Below are 15739 nucleotides of genomic sequence, written 5' to 3' on the forward strand. Positions count from 1 at the left end.
CCGGCGCGTCGAAGCCGGTGAGCATCATGTCCTTGACGATGACGATCTCGAGCGGGTCGTCCGCGTTCTTCATCCGCCCACGCGTCGTCGTCTGCGTCCCCTCGGAGGTGACCGGCGTCGAACGCCGCGCCCTCGAGGACGCCGCGATGCGCGCCGGCGCGCGCCACGTCGACGTCATCGAAGAAGCCGTCGCCGCCGCAGTCGGCGCCGGGCTCAACGTGCAGGCCACGCAGGCGTCGATGGTCGTCGACATCGGCGGCGGCACGAGCGACGTCGCCGTCACGAGCCTCGGCGGGGTCGTGCGCTCACGCTCCGTCCGCCTCGGCGGCCACGAACTCGACGACGCGATCGCAGCCCACCTGAAGAACGAATACGCGCTGCTGCTCGGCGAACGCACCGCCGAACGCATCAAGCTCGACGTCGGCAGCGCCTTCCCGCTCACCGAGGAACTGACGTGCGAGGTGCGCGGACGCGACCTCATCGGTGGGCTGCCGCGCAGCGTCACCGTGACGAGCGTCGAGATCCGGCGCGCGCTGGAACCGACCCTGCTCGCGATCTGCGACACCGTCCGCGCCACCCTCGACGCATGCCCGCCGGAGCTGGCCGGCGACATCCTCGACACCGGCATCGTCCTGACCGGCGGGGGAGCGCAGCTGCGCGGGCTCGACGTGCGCCTGCACCACGAACTCGCCGTTCCCGTCCGCGTCGCCGCCGACCCGGCGAACGCCGTCGTCCTCGGCGCCGGTGCGTGCGTCGAGAACTACGACCTCATGCGTGGGCTGCTCATGCCCGTGACGCGGTGAAGAACCCGCGCCGGGCGCGAACAAGGTCGACGTCGTCACCGACGGCGAGATCCGGGCGCGGGGGGCGATCGGTTCGGCGGTCGTCGGGTGAATTCGGTGCTGCCCCGCCGCGACGCGACCCGCACCGCCGCGGCCGACTCGTCGCGGTGGCCGTGCTCGCCGTCCTGCTGCTCGCGCTCACCGCCTCACCCGCGCTGCGCGCACGGGGTCAGCACTTGACCTCGGGTGCGCTCGGTGCGATCGCCGGCTGGGTGACCCCCCGCGACGACGCGTTGCGCGAGGCGAAGGAAGCGCGCATCCGCGCCGAGGCGCGGGCCGCCGCCGTCAGCGACGCCGACCACGTCGTCGACGAGGCTTCGAAGCTGTCGCGCTCGTTCGCCGCGTCAGGACGCGACGTCGTGACAGCGCGCGTCGTCGCGTTCACGCCCGCGACGGCGGCCGGTGACGCCCGGCGCGTCCAGATCGACGCGGGCCGGGACGCCGGGCTCGAGACGGCGCAGGCCGTCGTCGCGGCCGGCGGGCTCGTCGGACGGGTCACGGCGGTCGACGAGCACGCCGCGACGGTCACGCTCATCACTGACCCGGCGAGCGTCGTCGGAGCGCGCCTCGAACCGGGCGGCACGCTGGCCCGCGTCAGCGGAGCGGCGCCCGACGGGGTGGCCGCGCGCGCCGAGGGATCCGTCAGTCTCGTTCTCGCGGCGGGCGGTTCGGCGACGAAGGGAGCCCGCGTCGTCACCGCCGGCAGCCCCCAGGGCCGGCCGTACCCGGCGGGGTTGCGCATCGGGACGGTCACCTCGATCGACCCCGACCGTGGCCGCCTGGAGCGCAGCGCCACCGTCCGCCCCGCCGTCGACCTCAGCAGCCTCGACGTCGTCGGCGTGCTGCGCCCGCGGGCGTCGCGATGACGAGCGCCGAACAGCGCGTCCTCTTCGCGCCCGAACCGCTGCGCGAGCCCGCGACGATCCTCGCGCGCCCGTCCGCGCTCGCCGCGACGCGGGCTCTGTGGACGCTCGGCGCGGGCGTCGTCGCCGTCCTGCTGCCCCCGCACCTGGGCCAATGGGTGGCGTGGCTGGGCGCGCCGCTCGCGGTGAGTGTCGTGCTCGACGCGGGGGCGCTCGCCGCGCTCGGCTGGCTGCTCGCCGGGCTCGTGCTCTCCGTCGTGCTGCCGCCCGGCGGCGTCGACATCGTCGCGCATGCGGCGGCGATCATCGCGACCGTGCTCGTCCTGCGACGCCTGCGGGTGGCCGCGACGGTGAGTGCCTGGTCGGCTGCGGCGCTAGCCGCTGTCGCCGTCCTCGTGCACGACCTGACGCTCGTCGCGCTCGCCGCGGCCCAGAGCGGACGCGTCGGCGTCGCCGTCCTGCCGCTGCTCGTGCGTGTGGTAGTCGGCGGCGTCATCGGCCTCGCCGTCGTCGGGCGCTGGAACCGCTGGGCTGCGCGTGAACGAGCGCGAGGCCGGGCATGAGGCGGCTCGCGCGGCTCCGTCGTCGCGTCGGCTCGAGGCCGGAGCGACGTGCCTCTCGTGGCCATGCCGAGCCCGGGCGCCGCCGTCAGGCCAGCCGGCCACGAACCGGTTCGCGTGCCGCGGGTGGCCGACGCGCCACGCTGGGGCCGTTTCTCCTGCCGGAACGCATCGGTTCTCGGCGAGGTACGGGTGGCACCTCGGCGGCCCAACGGCGCCTCGCGATCTACCTCGTCCTGACGTTCGTCGCCGCGATCGTGCTCGTCGGACGCCTGGCCCAACTGCAGCTCGTCGACGCTCGGGCGAGCCGCGCGGCCGCCGATGCGATGACGACGCGGGCCGTCGTCGTCCCCGCCGTGCGCGGACGCATCCTTGCCGCGGACGGCAGTGTGCTCGTCGGCAACGGCTCCACGACGACGCTGACGATCACGCCCGACCAACTGCGCCGTCCGGAGAACGCGCATCGCATCCTGAGCCGCGTCGCGCACGCCATCGACCGCCCCGTCGCCGACCTCGAACGGCGCACCGCGACCTGCGGCACGAAAGGCGCCGCGCCGGCACCGGTGTGTTTCTCCGGTCAGCCGTTCGAGCCCGTGCCGATCGCCTCGGACGTCCCGACGGAGGCCGTCAGCGGCATCCTCGAACAGCCGGAGCGCTACCCGGGCGTCGCGGCGACGACCCGCCCCACACGCACGTACGGCCCGAGCGGCAGCTCGCTCGCGCAGGTGCTCGGCTATCTCACGACGACGACGGCGGACGACGTCACCGCCGCGCGCGAGGCCGGCCGCGAAGCTCCCGCGACGACGGCGCTGCTCGGGCGCGCGGGCCTGGAGCAGCAGTACGACACGCAACTGCGCGGCCGCGACGGACGCCGCGTCGTGAGCATCACGCCGACGGGGGAGGCCGAGCGCGTCGTGGCGGACGAGGCGCCGACGAACGGCGCCGATGTGCGCACGAGCCTCGACCCCGGGCTGCAGAAGTCCGCGGCCGACGCGCTCACGAAGGGGATCGCCGCGGCCCGTAAGGGCGGGTCGAAGGCCGATTCGGGTTCCGTCGTCGTCATGGATGCCGATTCGGGTCAGGTGGCGGCGCTGACGAACCAGCCCACCTACGACCCGAGCGTCTGGAACGGCGGCATCACCCAGGCCGAGTGGGACACGTTGACGCGCGGCGGCTCCGACCCGCTCTCGAACCGTGCGGTGACGGTGGCAGGGCCGCCGGCGTCGACGTTCAAGGCGGTGTCGCTGTTCGGGGCGGCCGCGGCTGGTGTCGACCCGAAGGGGACGTACGACTGCCCGAGTTCGCTGCGCATCGGCAACCGCACGTTCACCAACTTCGAGTCGGAGGCGCACGGTCGCATCGACATCCCGACGGCCCTCGAGGTTTCCTGCGACACCGTCTTCTACCGCTGGGCCTACCGCAGCTGGCTCGACGCAGGCGGGGCGAAAGCCTCCGTCGACGCACCCGACGCGTTCGCCGCAGCCGCCCGCACGTTCGGCTTCGGTGCCCGCACCGGCGTCGACCTGCCCGGCGAGGCGAGCGGCGCCGTCACCGACCGGGCGCAGAAGCGACGCGACTGGGAGGCGACGCGCGCCCAGAGCTGCGAGCGCGCGAAGCGCGGCTACCCCGAGGTCACGGACAAGGCGCGGGCGGCTTACCTGAAGCAGGTGGCGCAGGAGAACTGCACGAGCGGGTACGTGCTGCACGCCGGTGACGCGGTCAACCTCGCGATCGGTCAAGGCGACGTCAGCGCAACGCCACTGCAGATGGCGGCGACGTACGCCGCGGTGGCGACGGGCGGCACACGCGTGACGCCGACGCTCGTGCCCAACGCGACGTCCGCGCAGACGGAGACCACGAGCCTGCACCTCGACCCCGCGATGCTGGCCGTCGAGCGCGACGGTCTCGCCCGCGTCCTGCGCTCGGGGACGGCGTCGGACGCCTTCGCCGGGTTCGACCTCGCCCGCTTCCCGATCAGCGGCAAGACCGGCACCGCCGAGGTGTACGGCAAGCAGGCGACCGCGTGGTTCGCCTCTTACATGCCCGAGCCAGTCGCGGGGCACCGCTACGTCGTCGTCGTGCGCGTCGACCAGGGCGGCGAGGGCGGACGCGTGGCGGCACCCATCGGGCGCGCTGTGTGGGATGCCATCGCACGTCGGGGCGCCTGAGGCGGGCGCGGGGTTCGGTTTCGCGCTCGGCGCGACGAGCATGTTCGCCTCGGCGATCCTGACGGCCGGCATCGGCCCGTGGCTGCCTTACCAGATGCTCGGTGCGAGCTGGGTCGCGCTCGGTGCCGGCCTGTTGCCGTGGCGGCGCGGGCTGCGCTGGCCCGCCGAGCTCGCGCTGCTGTGCGGCTACACGGCGTTCGCGTCACTCGCGTACGGCTTCGTCCTCAACATGTCGTTCTGGCCGTTCTCGACGACCGGCGACCCCGGCATCAGCCCCGTCCCGGGGCGCAGCTTGCGACAAACCTCGCGCACTTCGTCGCGTTCAGCCTCGCCACGTCGCTGGGCTGGGATCTGGGGCGCGTCATCACGAACGTCGCCCTCGTCCTGGCCGTCGGCCGGCCCGTGATGACGGCGCTGCGACGCGCGTCGCGCCGGGCCGCGTTCGAGGCCCGGGGCGAGTTCGTCGATTAGGCCGCCACCTCCTGCCGCTGATAGCCTGAACGAAGCCGTAGACCGGCCGCGGATCGAGAGCGCCCCAGTGAACAGGCCTGGGAGCACCGCGCAGCGAGAGTTCAAAGGAGTCAGGTATGCCCCTGGACGTTGAAACGAAGAAGAAGATCATCGCCGAGTACGGCACGTCCGAAGGCGACACCGGCTCGCCCGAGGTTCAGATCGCCCTGCTGACGCAGCGCATCAAGGACCTGACGGAGCACTCGCGCACGCACAAGCACGACCACCACAGCCGTCGTGGTCTGCTCCTGCTCGTCGGTCAGCGCAAGCGCATGCTGCGTTACCTCGAGTCGGTCGACATCGAGCGTTACCGCTCGCTGATCAAGCGTCTCGGCCTGCGCCGTTGATCGCATTGATCACCATGATCTGACGCCGAGTGGCGGTCATCCCTGAAAGGGTGGCCGCCTCTCGGTGTTTTCGAGGCACGCGCCGCGTCGCCTCGAAGCAGCAAGAAACGGGCCGCGCACAACGACGATGCGCGTCCCGAGACGAAGATGAAACAAGAAGGAGGCCCCACATGGAGGGTCCCGAGATCCAGTTCGCCGAAGCCGTCATCGACAACGGCTCGTTCGGCACCCGCACCGTCCGCTTCGAGACGGGCCGCCTGGCCAAGCAGGCCAATGGCGCCGTCATGGCGTACCTCGACGACGACACGTGCCTGCTGTCGACGACGACGGCCAGCAAGCAGCCGAAGGAGCACTTCGACTTCTTCCCGCTGACGGTCGATGTCGAGGAGCGCAGCTACGCCGCCGGCAAGATCCCCGGCTCGTTCTTCCGCCGCGAGGGTCGCCCCTCGACGGACGCCATCCTCACCTGCCGTCTCATCGACCGCCCGCTGCGCCCGGCCTTCAAGAAGGGTCTGCGCAACGAGGTCCAGGTCGTCATCACCGTGCTCGCGCAGAACCCGGACGTGCAGTACGACGTCCTCGCGATCAACGGTGCGTCCGCGTCGACGCAGATCTCCGGTCTGCCGTTCACGGGCCCGATCGGTGGCGTCCGCGTCTCCCTCATCGACGGCCAGTGGGTCGCCTTCCCGAACTTCTCCGACATCGAGCGCTCGGCGTTCGACATGGTCGTCGCCGGCCGCATCGTGGGTGATGATGTCGCCATCATGATGGTCGAGGCGGAGTCGACGGAGTCGACGTGGAACCTCGTGAAGAACGGCACACAGGCCCCGACCGAAGAGGTCGTCGCCGAGGGCCTCGAGGCCGCGAAGAAGTTCATCCGCGTCCTGTGCGAGGCCCAGATGGAGCTCGCGAAGCAGGCGGCCAAGGAGGTCCAGGACTTCCCGGTCTTCCTCGACTACCAGGACGACGTGTACGAGGCCGTCGCGAAGGACGGCACCGACCAGACGGCCGCCGCGATGACGATCGCGGGCAAGGCCGAGCGCGAGAGCAAGCTCGACGAGATCAAGGACGCGCTCAAGGCCGAGCTGGCCGGCGAGGGCAAGCCGTTCGAGGGCCGCGAGTCCGAGGTCTCCGCCGCGTTCCGCTCGCTGCAGAAGCAGCTCGTGCGCGAGCGCATCCTGCGCGACAAGGTCCGTATCGACGGCCGCGGCCTCGCCGACATCCGCGCGCTCTCGGCCGAGGTCGAGGTGCTGCCGCGCGTGCACGGTTCCGCGATCTTCGAGCGCGGCGAGACGCAGATCATGGGCGTCACGACGCTCAACATGCTGCGCATGGAGCAGCAGATCGACTCGCTGTCGCCGACGACGCGCAAGCGTTACATGCACCACTACAACTTCCCGCCGTTCTCGACGGGTGAGACGGGTCGCGTCGGTTCGCCGAAGCGTCGCGAGATCGGCCACGGCGCGCTCGCCGAGCGTGCGCTCATGCCGGTGCTGCCGACGCGTGAGGAGTTCCCGTACGCCATCCGTCAGGTCTCCGAGGCACTCGGCTCGAACGGTTCGACGTCGATGGGTTCGGTCTGCGCCTCGACGCTGTCGCTGCTCAACGCCGGTGTGCCGCTGCGCGCGCCCGTCGCCGGTATCGCGATGGGTCTCGTCTCCGCCGAGATCGACGGTGAGACGCAGTACGCCGCGCTCACCGACATCCTCGGCGCCGAGGACGCGTTCGGGGACATGGACTTCAAGGTCGCCGGTACGCGCGAGTTCGTCACGGCCATCCAGCTCGACACGAAGCTCGACGGCATCCCCGCGCAGGTGCTCGCCGGCGCGCTGACGCAGGCCCGCGACGCGCGTCTGCACATCCTCGACGTCATGAACGAGGCGATCGACGCTCCCGACGAGATGTCGCCGTTCGCTCCGCGCGTGCTCGCCGTCAAGATCCCCGTCGACAAGATCGGTGAGGTCATCGGCCCGAAGGGCAAGATGATCAACCAGATCCAGGAGGACACCGGCGCCGACCTGTCGATCGAGGACGACGGCACGGTCTACATCGGTGCGACGGACGGCCCGAGCGCCGAGGCTGCGCGCAACGCCGTCAACGCCATCGCGAACCCGCAGATGCCGGAGGTCGGCGAGCGCTTCCTCGGCACCGTCGTCAAGACGACGACGTTCGGCGCGTTCGTCTCGCTCCTGCCGGGCAAGGACGGCCTGCTGCACATCTCCGAGGTGCGCAAGCTCATCGGCGGCAAGCGCATCGACGCCGTCGAGGACGTCCTCAAGATCGGCCGGAAGGTCCAGGTCGAGCTCAAGGAGATCGACCCGCGCGGCAAGCTGTCGCTCGGTGTCGTCGAGGAGGCCAAGGCCGACGACGCGCCCGAGGCGCCGAACGAGACGACGCCGGCCGCTCCGGCCGACGTCGACGCCGACAGCGCTGACGCCGCCGCGAAGATCGCCGACGCTGCGGGCCACATGGACTCCGGTCACGCGAGCGATGAGGACGGCGAGCGCAAGCCGCGTCAGCGTCGTCGTGGCGGCCGTGGCCGTGGCCGCGGCAACGACGCTGCCGAGGGCCGCGGTGACGCCGCGTCCGACCAGCTCGTCGACGCCGGTGACGACGACCAGGCGGCATCCGCGACGTCCGAGGACGCCTGAGCCGCTCACGTGAGGGAGCGCGCCCACCGTTGAGGTGAGCTGCTCCGTCCGACGAACCCGCCCCCGATCCGCGACCCGCGGCTCGGGGGCGGGTTCGTCATCTCACCCGTGTGGGGCGCATGGGATGATGCGCAGGTGAACTCAGTGGAGCGTGCCGACGGGTTCCAGCGTCGACATCCGGCGCTGGGCTACCCGATCGGTGTCATCTACAAGTTCGTCGACGACCAGGGCGCCTACCTCGCGGCGCTGATCACGTACTACGGGTTCCTGTCGATCTTTCCGCTCCTGCTGTTGCTGCAGTCGGTTCTCGGCTTCGTCATCGACGGTGACGACCGGTTGCGTCAGCAGATCCTCGACTCGGTGCTCGCGCAGATCCCGGTGCTCGGGCCGTCGCTGCACTCCGCGTCGATCGAGTCGCTGACGGGCAGCGTGTCGGCCATCGTCATCGGCGCGATCGTGGCGCTCTACGGTGGCCTCGGTGTGGCGCAGGCGATCCAGCACACGAGCAACCACTGCTGGGCGGTGCCGCGCAACAGCCGCCCGAACCCGATCCTCATGCGCGTGCGCAGTGGCGCCATCATCATGTTCCTCGGGGCGGCGCTCATCGCCATCGGCATCCTGCCGACGCTGTGGAAGCCGTTGCAGAGCTGGGCGTGGTTGCTCAACGTCGTGTTCGGCACGGGCATCTTCCTGCTGCTCATGAAGATGACGAACGCGCGCGGAGAGGGCTGGGGGCGTCTCGCGCCGGGCGCGTTCTTCATCAGTTTCGCCTGGCAGTTCTTCGTCGCGAACAGCACGACCTTCACGAACATCTTCGGGGCCCGTTCGACAGGCACGTACGGCACCTATGGCGGCATCCTGACGCTGCTGCTCGCCAGTTACCTCATGTCGTTGTCGTTCGTCATCGGCACCGAGATCAACGTCGTGCTGCACAAGCATCTGTACCCGCGTTCCCTCATGACACAGTTCACCGACGACGTCGAGCTGACGCTCGCCGACCAGCAGGCGTACGCGGGGCAGGCGCAGATGCAACGGTTCAAGAACTACGAATCCATCGACGTGGTCTTCGACAAGGACGGCGACGGTCTCGCCGATCAGCCCTCGGATCTCGACGTGCGATGGAAGGACGCGGTGCGGGCCCACGACGACTGGTTGCAGACTCGCCACCCGATGCGCCCGAGCGGCATGTGGGGCCTGAACGCCGAGAACGAGGATCGCAGCAGCGCGGACGGGAGCGAATGATGGGGGAGCAGACCATGGTGACGAACGAGAATGACACGGTGATGCAGACCAGCGACGAGCCGATCGTCCTGGGGCCGATGGTGCGCTACACCAGTGAATGCGAAGCGTCGATGTGGGTCGAGACCCGCGACGCCGGGGAGGTCGCCGTCATCACCGACGGTGGGCGCTGGAGCGCGCGCACGTTCGGCGCGCACGGGCATCACTACGCCCTCGTGATCCTGGACGGTCTCGAGCCGGGGCAGACGTACGGCTACCGCGTCGAGGTGAACGGCGAACAGGCGTGGCCCCTGGCGGACTCGCCGTTCCCCGACCCGTTCTTCAAGACGCTGCTGCACTCACGCCCCACGAAGATGGCGTTCGGCAGCTGCCGCACGAGCGAACCGCACGATGCGAAGAGCAACCGCAAGAACGGCATCGACTCGCTGCGCGCCGTCGCGCACGAGATCGCCCGCGACCCTCACGACGAGCGGTGGCCCGACCTCGTCGTGCTGCTCGGCGACCAGGTCTACGCCGACGAGACGTCGGAGGCGATGCAGGAGTACATCGAGGCGCGCCGCGGGCTCGACGCGCCGCCCGGCGAGGAGCTCAAGGACTACGTCGAGTACGCGCACCTGTACCGCCTCGCCTACAGCGAACCGGCGGTGAGGTGGCTGCTGTCGACGCTGCCGAGCGCGATGATCTTCGACGACCACGACGTGCGTGACGACTGGAACACGTCGCAGACGTGGCACGAGAAGATGAACGCGACGCCCTGGTGGCACGAGCGCATCGTCGGCGCACTCGGGTCGTACTGGGTCTATCAGCACTGTGGCAACCTCTCGCCCGAGGCGCTCGCCGATGACGAGCTGTGGCAGCTCATCACGTCGCACACCGGGGACGACGAGCTCGACATCACCGCCGCCGTCGACGCGTTTGCCGAGCGGGTTGACGAGGACCCGACGACGTACCGCTTCTCCTACACCCGTGATCTGGGCGAGTCGAAGCTCATCGTCGTCGACTCGCGGGCGGCGCGCGACCTACGTCCCGATCACCGCGCGATGCTCGACGCGGACGAACTGCGCTGGCTCGATGACGAGTTGCGCGGCGACGTCGAGCACCTGTTCATCGGCACCTCGCTGCCGTTCTTCATGCCCGAGGGCCTGCACATGCTCGAGGCGCTCGACGAGGCCGCGGCCGAGGGGACGTGGGGCCGTCCGGCGGCGTTCTTGGGGGAGAAGCTGCGTCAGGTCGTCGACCTCGAGCACTGGGCGGCGTTCAGCGACACGTTCTTCAAGGTCAGCGACATGCTGTTCGAGGTCGCGCGTGGTGAGCGTGGCCGAGCGCCGAGGACGATCACGTTCCTGTCGGGCGACATCCACAACTCGTTCCTGTCGGAGGTCAACGGCGGCGAGGAGCTGACGTCGCGCATCTTCCAGGCCGTCTGCTCGCCGATCCGTAACCCGCTGCCGCGCCACGTGCGCGCGCTGCAGGCGATGATCGGCAAGGGCCTCGCGTTCCCGCTGCGCGCCGTCGTCGAGCGCACGAGCGTGCGCACGCCGTCGTTCCGCTGGCGCACGACGCACGGGCCGTGGTTCGACAACAACCTCGCAGTCGTCGAGGTGACGGGCGACGGTCTCGACTTCCGCTGGCTGACCGGCGAGATCCGCGACGGCGACCTCGAGCACCCGCACACGCGGGTCGTCAGCGACATCCGCATCGAGGGTGACGGTGAGTCGAAGCGTCTCGACACGTGGCAGCCACTCGGCATTCGGATCCTGACGCGCGTGGCGCACCTTCGTCGATAGGGTCGCGTCCATGAGCGAGACGATCAAGGTTGCAGTCATCGGTGCCGCCGGGCGCATGGGCAGCGAGGCGGTCAAGGCCGTCGAGGCCGCGGACGACATGACGTTCGTCGGTGGCTTCGACGCCGGGGACGACCTGGGCGACCTCGGGGGTGCCGACGTCGCGATCGAGCTGACGGTGCCCGCCTCGTCCCCGACGAACGTCGCGCAGTGCATCGAGCGCGGCGTCAGCGTCGTCGTCGGCACGACGGGGTGGGACGACGCGAAGCTCGCGACGCTGCGGGCGCAGCTCGACGCGGCGCCCGGCGTCGGTGTGCTCATCGCGCCGAACTTCTCGATCGGTGCGCTGCTCATGATGAAGTTCGCCCGCGAGGCGGCGAAGTTCTACGAGAGCGTCGAGGTCGTCGAGATCCACCACCCGAACAAGGTCGACGCGCCGTCCGGCACGGCCGCGCACACGGCGCGCGCCATCGCCGAGGCACGTGAGCAGGCGGGGCTGGGGCCGGTGCCAGACGCGACGGAATCCGACCCCGACGGCGCGCGCGGCGCCCGCGTCGACGGCATCCCGGTGCACGCGATCCGCATGCGCGGGCGCGTCGCGCACCAGGAGGTGCAGTTCGGCGCCGAGGGTGAGGCCCTGACGATCCGTCACGACAGCTTCGAGCGCGTGAGCTTCATGCCGGGCGTGCTGACGGGCGTGCGCGGCGTCGTCACGACCCCGGGGCTCACGGTGGGCCTGGAAAACTTCCTCGGGCTCTGAGCTCGGATGCTCCGTCTGGGCCTGAGGTCCGCCCGGGCGGTGCGCCGACAGCGTCCGTCCGCGTGAACGTCGAAGGCCCGGACGGTCGCGCTGGCGTCGCCTGCCGGACACCTGGGCGTCAGGTCGGGGCCACGTCGCGCGGCTAGCGTTCTGGAATGCTCGATGCCGTGCTCGCGCCGCTCGAACACCTCATGACGTCGTGGTGGATCTACCCGGCGCTCTTCGGCCTGTGCACGCTCGATGCGTTCGTGCCTGTTTTTCCCAGCGAAGCCCCGCTCATCCTCGCCGGGGTGTACGCCGCGTCCGATCCGAACGGGCCGCAGCTCGTGCTCGTCGTGCTCGTGGCCACGCTGGGGGCGGCACTGGGCGATCACCTCTCCTACGGCATCGGCCGGGTCGTCGGTGCGCGCTCGCTCGGGGCGCACGGTTCGCGGCGTGCTCGCACGTTCGAGAAGGTCTCGCGCGTGCTGCACGAACGAGGGTCGTGGGCGTTGCTCGTCGTGCGCTTCATCCCGGGCGGACGCAGCGTCGGCACGATGTCGCTCGGCGCTGCACGCTACCCGCTCCTGCGGCAGTTCACGCCGTACGACCTGCTCGCGACGCTGCTGTGGGCCCTGCACGGTTGCCTCATCGGCTACATCGGCGGCCGTGCGTTCGGCGACAACCACCTCGCGGGCATCCTCACCGGCATGGGGCTCGCGATGGCGGTCGCGGCGCTGCTCGAAGGCGTGCGCCACGTCCGAACGAAACGCCGCATGACGCGCGAAAGCCACGCCGCGAGTGGTGATTCCACCCGAGACGCGGCGTCGTCCGTCGAGGTCAGTCAGTCGTGACGATGACGTGCAGGCGCCGCGGGCCGTGCACCCCTTCGACGCGGTCGAGCTCGATGTCGCTCGTCGCGCTCGGACCGGAGATCCACGTCAGCGGATGCCCCGCCTCGACGCTCGCGCGCAGGGCGCTGACGGCGGCCGGCACGTCCGCGTGGATCTGGTCGGCCCGCACGAGACAGACGTGCAGATCGGGCACGAGCGTCAGCGCACGACGCCCCTGCCCCGCAGTGTGATCGAGGACGATCGTGCCCGTCTCGGCGATGGCCGCGGCACACGTCGTGACGACCGCCTCGATGGCGTCGAGACCGTCGGGCGTGCCCGGGTCTTCGCGCGCCATCGACGCATCGACCGCGCCGACGACTGCCTCGGGCAGCCCGGCCGGCAGCAGGACGCCGTTCGCGCCCTCGAGCGCCGCGGCGACACGCGCGCCGGCGTCAGCTGCCGAGGCACGTTCGACGACCGCCTTGTAGTCCTCGGTGCGCTCGACGAACAGGTCGACGAGGTCGGGCGACCCCGCCGCGGGGGTGACGTCGGCCGCAGCACGCGAACCGTCCGCATCAGGTGACGTCGCCTGGGCGCCGGCGCTGCCCGACGACGAATCCCGCTGCGTCGTCGCCGAATCGGCCCGCTGCGACGACGTGCTCGTCACCCCGGCGTTCGCGTTGGCCGTCCGGATGCGCTGCAGGATCTCCTCGCGTGCGCTGCTCATGCCTCGTCCTCGCTGTCGCTGGTGGGGTGGGGGAGCCCGGCGTCGCGGGCGCTCGTGCCGTAGTGGCCCTCGACGTCGACTCCGGCGCGGTTCGGACGCGACCCCGCTGCGGCCTGGCCGCTCTCGTCGAGCCGGCCGCCGTCGGTGCGCGCGAACCACTCGCGGAACGTCTCGGTCGGGGGAGCGGGGATGTCACGCGCTGCGCTCCACGGCGCGAGGGGCCCGGGAATCGCGCCGAGGTAGGAGACGTCCTCACGCTTGAAGACCTTGCCGGCCACCGTCGCGAGCGTCTGCAGACGCCCCATGCGCTTGCCGGAGGCGAGCGCCCATTCGGCGCCCGCGATGGCGGTGCGCTCGAAGCTCGGGACGCGCGAGGCGGCGCGCTTCTTCTCGACGACCTGCGTGCGCAGTTCGACGAGGATCTTCGGAAAGTCGATCTTGACGGGGCACACCTCGCTGCACGCGCCGCACAGTGACGACGCGAAGGGCAGCGCCTTGTCGCGATCGGAGTCGAGGCCGCGCATCTGCGGGGTGAGGATGGCGCCGATCGGTCCGGGGTAGACGCTCGTGTAGGCGTGCCCGCCCGCGCGTTCGTAGACGGGGCAGACGTTGAGGCACGCCGAGCAGCGGATGCAGCGCAGCGCCTCGCGCCCGACGGTGTCCGACAACACGCGCGTGCGGCCGTTGTCGACGAGCACGACGTGGACGTCCTGCGGGCCGTCGGCCTCGCTCGACCCCGTCCACATCGACGTGTAGGGATTCATGCGCTCACCGGTCGACGAACGTGGCAGCAGTTCGAGCATGACGGCGAGGTCGTCCCACGTCGGCAGCACCTTCTCGATGCCGACGACGGAGATGAGCGTCTCCGGCAGCGTCAGGCACATGCGTCCGTTGCCCTCGGACTCGACGACGGTGAGCGTGCCCGTCTCCGCGACGGCGAAGTTGGCGCCCGAGATCGCGACCTTGGCGCGCAGGAACTTCTCGCGCAGGTGACGACGGGCAGCGTCGGCGAGCGCGGCGGGATCGTCGCTCAGGTTCTCGGGGGCCGGGCGGCCGACCTCGCCCATCTCGGTGCGGAAGATGTCGCGGATCTCGCTGCGGTTCTTGTGGATCGCGGGCACGAGGATGTGCGACGGGCGGTCGTGGCCGAGCTGGACGATGAGCTCGGCGAGGTCGGTCTCCCACGCGTCGATGCCCGCGGCTTCGAGGGCCTCGTTGAGCTCGATCTCCTGCGTCGCCATCGACTTGACCTTGACGACTTCCTGCGTGCCTGTCGCCTTGACGAGGTCGACGACGATGCGGTTGGCCTCCTCGGCGTCACGCGCCCAGTGGACCGTCGCGCCGGCGCGCGTCAGCGACTCCTCGAGCGTGACGAGCAGCGTGTCGAGGTCGGCGAGCACGTCGTCCTTGACGGCGGCGCCGCGCGTGCGCAGTTGCTGCCAGTCGTCGACCTCGCCGACGACCTCGGCGCGCTTGGCGCGGATCGTGCCGGTCGCGTGACGCAGGTTGGCGCGCAGTTGGGCGTCGTCGAGGGCGTGCTTCGCCTCGTGCGGGAAGGCCGGCATCCCGACGAACGTCGCGGTCGTCGTGCCGACGGGCAGACCCGCGTCGGCGGCGGTGCGGGGCTGGCAGCTCATGCGGGGTCCTGTTCGGTCGAGGCGAGCACTTCGGCGAGGTGGATGGTCTTGACGCCGGTGCGTCCGCGGTGCAGCAGACCGCCGATGTGGGCGAGGCACGAGTTGTCGCCGGCGACGACGTACTCCGCGCCCGTCTCGACGACGTGGCGCGCCTTGTCGTTTCCCATGGCGACGGAGACGTCGGGGTTCTTGACGCTGAACGTGCCCCCGAAACCGCAGCACTGCTCGGCGTCGGGCAACTCGCGCAGGTCGGCACCGGCGACCGCGCGCAGCAGCTGCAGCGGACGGTCGCCGACGCCGAGCATGCGCAAGCTGTGGCAGGTGGGGTGGTAGGTGATGCGGTGCGGGAAGTAGGCGCCGACGTCAGTGACGCCGAGCACGTCGACGAGGAATTCGGACAGTTCGAGCACCCGCGGGGCGAGCGCGTCGACCTCGCGGGCGAGGCCCTGGTCGCCGACCCGCTCGGCGATCATCTCGTGCTGCTCGCGGACGGATCCGGTGCAGGAGCCGGAGGGGGCGACGACGTAGTCGAACGCGTCGAACGTGTCGACGAACCCGCGCACGAGGCCCTTAGCGTCGTTCGCGTACCCGGTGTTGGTGAACATCTGGCCGCAGCAGGTCTGCTCGGTGGGGAACTCGACGTCGACCCCGAGGCGGCGTAGGAGCTTCACCGTCGCGATCGGCGCCTTGGGAAACATCGTGTCGTTGAAGCAGGTCGCGAAGATCGCGACGCGTGGGCGGGTGGGGGCGATCGTCACGACGGCATCCTTAATGGTCTGACCAATGTGCTGCATCTCACTCTAGAAGCATGACCCCCGACGGTCAAGAAGTCGAGGCCG

Annotated in this window: 14 protein-coding genes; 11 read left to right on the forward strand and 3 right to left on the reverse strand. The window is 70.7% G+C overall.

Annotated elements, in window-relative coordinates:
* The 11 genes from AC1RS9_RS10820 to AC1RS9_RS10870 all read left to right on the forward strand — a co-directional run.
* Positions 1-803 (forward strand): rod shape-determining protein (locus AC1RS9_RS10820; protein ID WP_492921462.1); only part of this gene is annotated, 803 nt, incomplete at its 5' end.
* Between the two features lie 146 nt (positions 804-949).
* On the forward strand, positions 950-1708 hold the full coding sequence (mreC, locus tag AC1RS9_RS10825; protein WP_062257513.1) for a rod shape-determining protein MreC: 759 nt from the start codon (positions 950-952) through the stop codon (positions 1706-1708).
* Complete coding sequence (locus tag AC1RS9_RS10830) at positions 1705-2268, forward strand: hypothetical protein (protein ID WP_062257515.1); 564 nt, start codon at positions 1705-1707, stop codon at positions 2266-2268. Before mreC ends, AC1RS9_RS10830 begins: the two co-directional genes overlap by 4 nt.
* Entirely contained in the window at positions 2265-4433 is a 2169-nt protein-coding gene (locus AC1RS9_RS10835) for a penicillin-binding transpeptidase domain-containing protein (protein ID WP_492921464.1), read from the forward strand. Before AC1RS9_RS10830 ends, AC1RS9_RS10835 begins: the two co-directional genes overlap by 4 nt.
* The gene (locus AC1RS9_RS10840; protein ID WP_062257519.1) at positions 4408-4839 is read left to right on the forward strand and encodes a hypothetical protein; all 432 of its coding nucleotides are present in this window, start codon (positions 4408-4410) and stop codon (positions 4837-4839) included. Before AC1RS9_RS10835 ends, AC1RS9_RS10840 begins: the two co-directional genes overlap by 26 nt.
* Before the next feature lie 181 nt (positions 4840-5020).
* Positions 5021-5290 carry a 30S ribosomal protein S15 gene (gene rpsO, locus AC1RS9_RS10845; protein ID WP_006946370.1) on the forward strand — a complete coding sequence of 90 codons (270 nt, stop codon included), beginning with the start codon at positions 5021-5023 and terminating at the stop codon, positions 5288-5290.
* A gap of 170 nt (positions 5291-5460) precedes the next feature.
* On the forward strand, positions 5461-7941 hold the full coding sequence (locus tag AC1RS9_RS10850) for a polyribonucleotide nucleotidyltransferase (protein WP_492921467.1): 2481 nt from the start codon (positions 5461-5463) through the stop codon (positions 7939-7941).
* A gap of 135 nt (positions 7942-8076) precedes the next feature.
* Positions 8077-9183 carry a YihY/virulence factor BrkB family protein gene (locus tag AC1RS9_RS10855; protein WP_006946358.1) on the forward strand — a complete coding sequence of 369 codons (1107 nt, stop codon included), beginning with the start codon at positions 8077-8079 and terminating at the stop codon, positions 9181-9183.
* 41 nt (positions 9184-9224) lie between these two features.
* Positions 9225-10967 carry an alkaline phosphatase D family protein gene (locus AC1RS9_RS10860; RefSeq protein WP_115297073.1) on the forward strand — a complete coding sequence of 581 codons (1743 nt, stop codon included), beginning with the start codon at positions 9225-9227 and terminating at the stop codon, positions 10965-10967.
* A gap of 10 nt (positions 10968-10977) precedes the next feature.
* Complete coding sequence (dapB, locus tag AC1RS9_RS10865) at positions 10978-11724, forward strand: 4-hydroxy-tetrahydrodipicolinate reductase (protein ID WP_006946352.1); 747 nt, start codon at positions 10978-10980, stop codon at positions 11722-11724.
* Positions 11725-11879: 155 nt separating this feature from the next.
* Positions 11880-12557 (forward strand): DedA family protein, encoded by a 678-nt coding sequence (locus AC1RS9_RS10870; RefSeq protein ID WP_074046024.1) that lies wholly within the window; start codon positions 11880-11882, stop codon positions 12555-12557.
* Here the strand turns inward: AC1RS9_RS10870 and AC1RS9_RS10875 are convergent.
* Genes AC1RS9_RS10875 through AC1RS9_RS10885 form a run of 3 tightly spaced genes read right to left on the reverse strand, consistent with a single transcriptional unit; the run spans position 12544 to position 15694 of the window.
* Entirely contained in the window at positions 12544-13263 is a 720-nt protein-coding gene (locus AC1RS9_RS10875; protein ID WP_115296382.1) for a LutC/YkgG family protein, read from the reverse strand. The genes AC1RS9_RS10870 and AC1RS9_RS10875 overlap by 14 nt on opposite strands.
* Positions 13260-14900, reverse strand: a complete 1641-nt coding sequence (locus AC1RS9_RS10880; protein ID WP_313490004.1) for a LutB/LldF family L-lactate oxidation iron-sulfur protein — start codon at positions 14898-14900, stop codon at positions 13260-13262. Before AC1RS9_RS10880 ends, AC1RS9_RS10875 begins: the two co-directional genes overlap by 4 nt.
* Positions 14897-15694 (reverse strand): (Fe-S)-binding protein, encoded by a 798-nt coding sequence (locus AC1RS9_RS10885; protein ID WP_492921470.1) that lies wholly within the window; start codon positions 15692-15694, stop codon positions 14897-14899. The genes AC1RS9_RS10880 and AC1RS9_RS10885 overlap by 4 nt, the downstream gene beginning before the upstream one ends.
* Positions 15695-15739 lie beyond the last annotated feature (45 nt).

It is taken from the genome of Dermacoccus sp. MPR-E5 (genome assembly GCF_058809565.1).

What these genes read in the sequence shown, in the direction of transcription:
- AC1RS9_RS10830 (WP_062257515.1), top strand. Translation starts at nt 1,705, where the DNA reads ATGACGAGCGCCGAACAGCGCGTCCTCTTCGCGCCCGAACCGCTGCGC.
- AC1RS9_RS10835 (WP_492921464.1), top strand. Translation starts at nt 2,265, where the DNA reads ATGAGGCGGCTCGCGCGGCTCCGTCGTCGCGTCGGCTCGAGGCCGGAG.
- AC1RS9_RS10840 (WP_062257519.1), top strand. Translation starts at nt 4,408, where the DNA reads ATGCCATCGCACGTCGGGGCGCCTGAGGCGGGCGCGGGGTTCGGTTTC.
- rpsO (WP_006946370.1), top strand. Translation starts at nt 5,021, where the DNA reads ATGCCCCTGGACGTTGAAACGAAGAAGAAGATCATCGCCGAGTACGGC.
- AC1RS9_RS10850 (WP_492921467.1), top strand. Translation starts at nt 5,461, where the DNA reads ATGGAGGGTCCCGAGATCCAGTTCGCCGAAGCCGTCATCGACAACGGC.
- AC1RS9_RS10860 (WP_115297073.1), top strand. Translation starts at nt 9,225, where the DNA reads ATGCAGACCAGCGACGAGCCGATCGTCCTGGGGCCGATGGTGCGCTAC.
- dapB (WP_006946352.1), top strand. Translation starts at nt 10,978, where the DNA reads ATGAGCGAGACGATCAAGGTTGCAGTCATCGGTGCCGCCGGGCGCATG.
- AC1RS9_RS10870 (WP_074046024.1), top strand. Translation starts at nt 11,880, where the DNA reads ATGCTCGATGCCGTGCTCGCGCCGCTCGAACACCTCATGACGTCGTGG.
- AC1RS9_RS10875 (WP_115296382.1), bottom strand. Translation starts at nt 13,263, where the DNA reads ATGAGCAGCGCACGCGAGGAGATCCTGCAGCGCATCCGGACGGCCAAC.
- AC1RS9_RS10880 (WP_313490004.1), bottom strand. Translation starts at nt 14,900, where the DNA reads ATGAGCTGCCAGCCCCGCACCGCCGCCGACGCGGGTCTGCCCGTCGGC.
- AC1RS9_RS10885 (WP_492921470.1), bottom strand. Translation starts at nt 15,694, where the DNA reads ATGCAGCACATTGGTCAGACCATTAAGGATGCCGTCGTGACGATCGCC.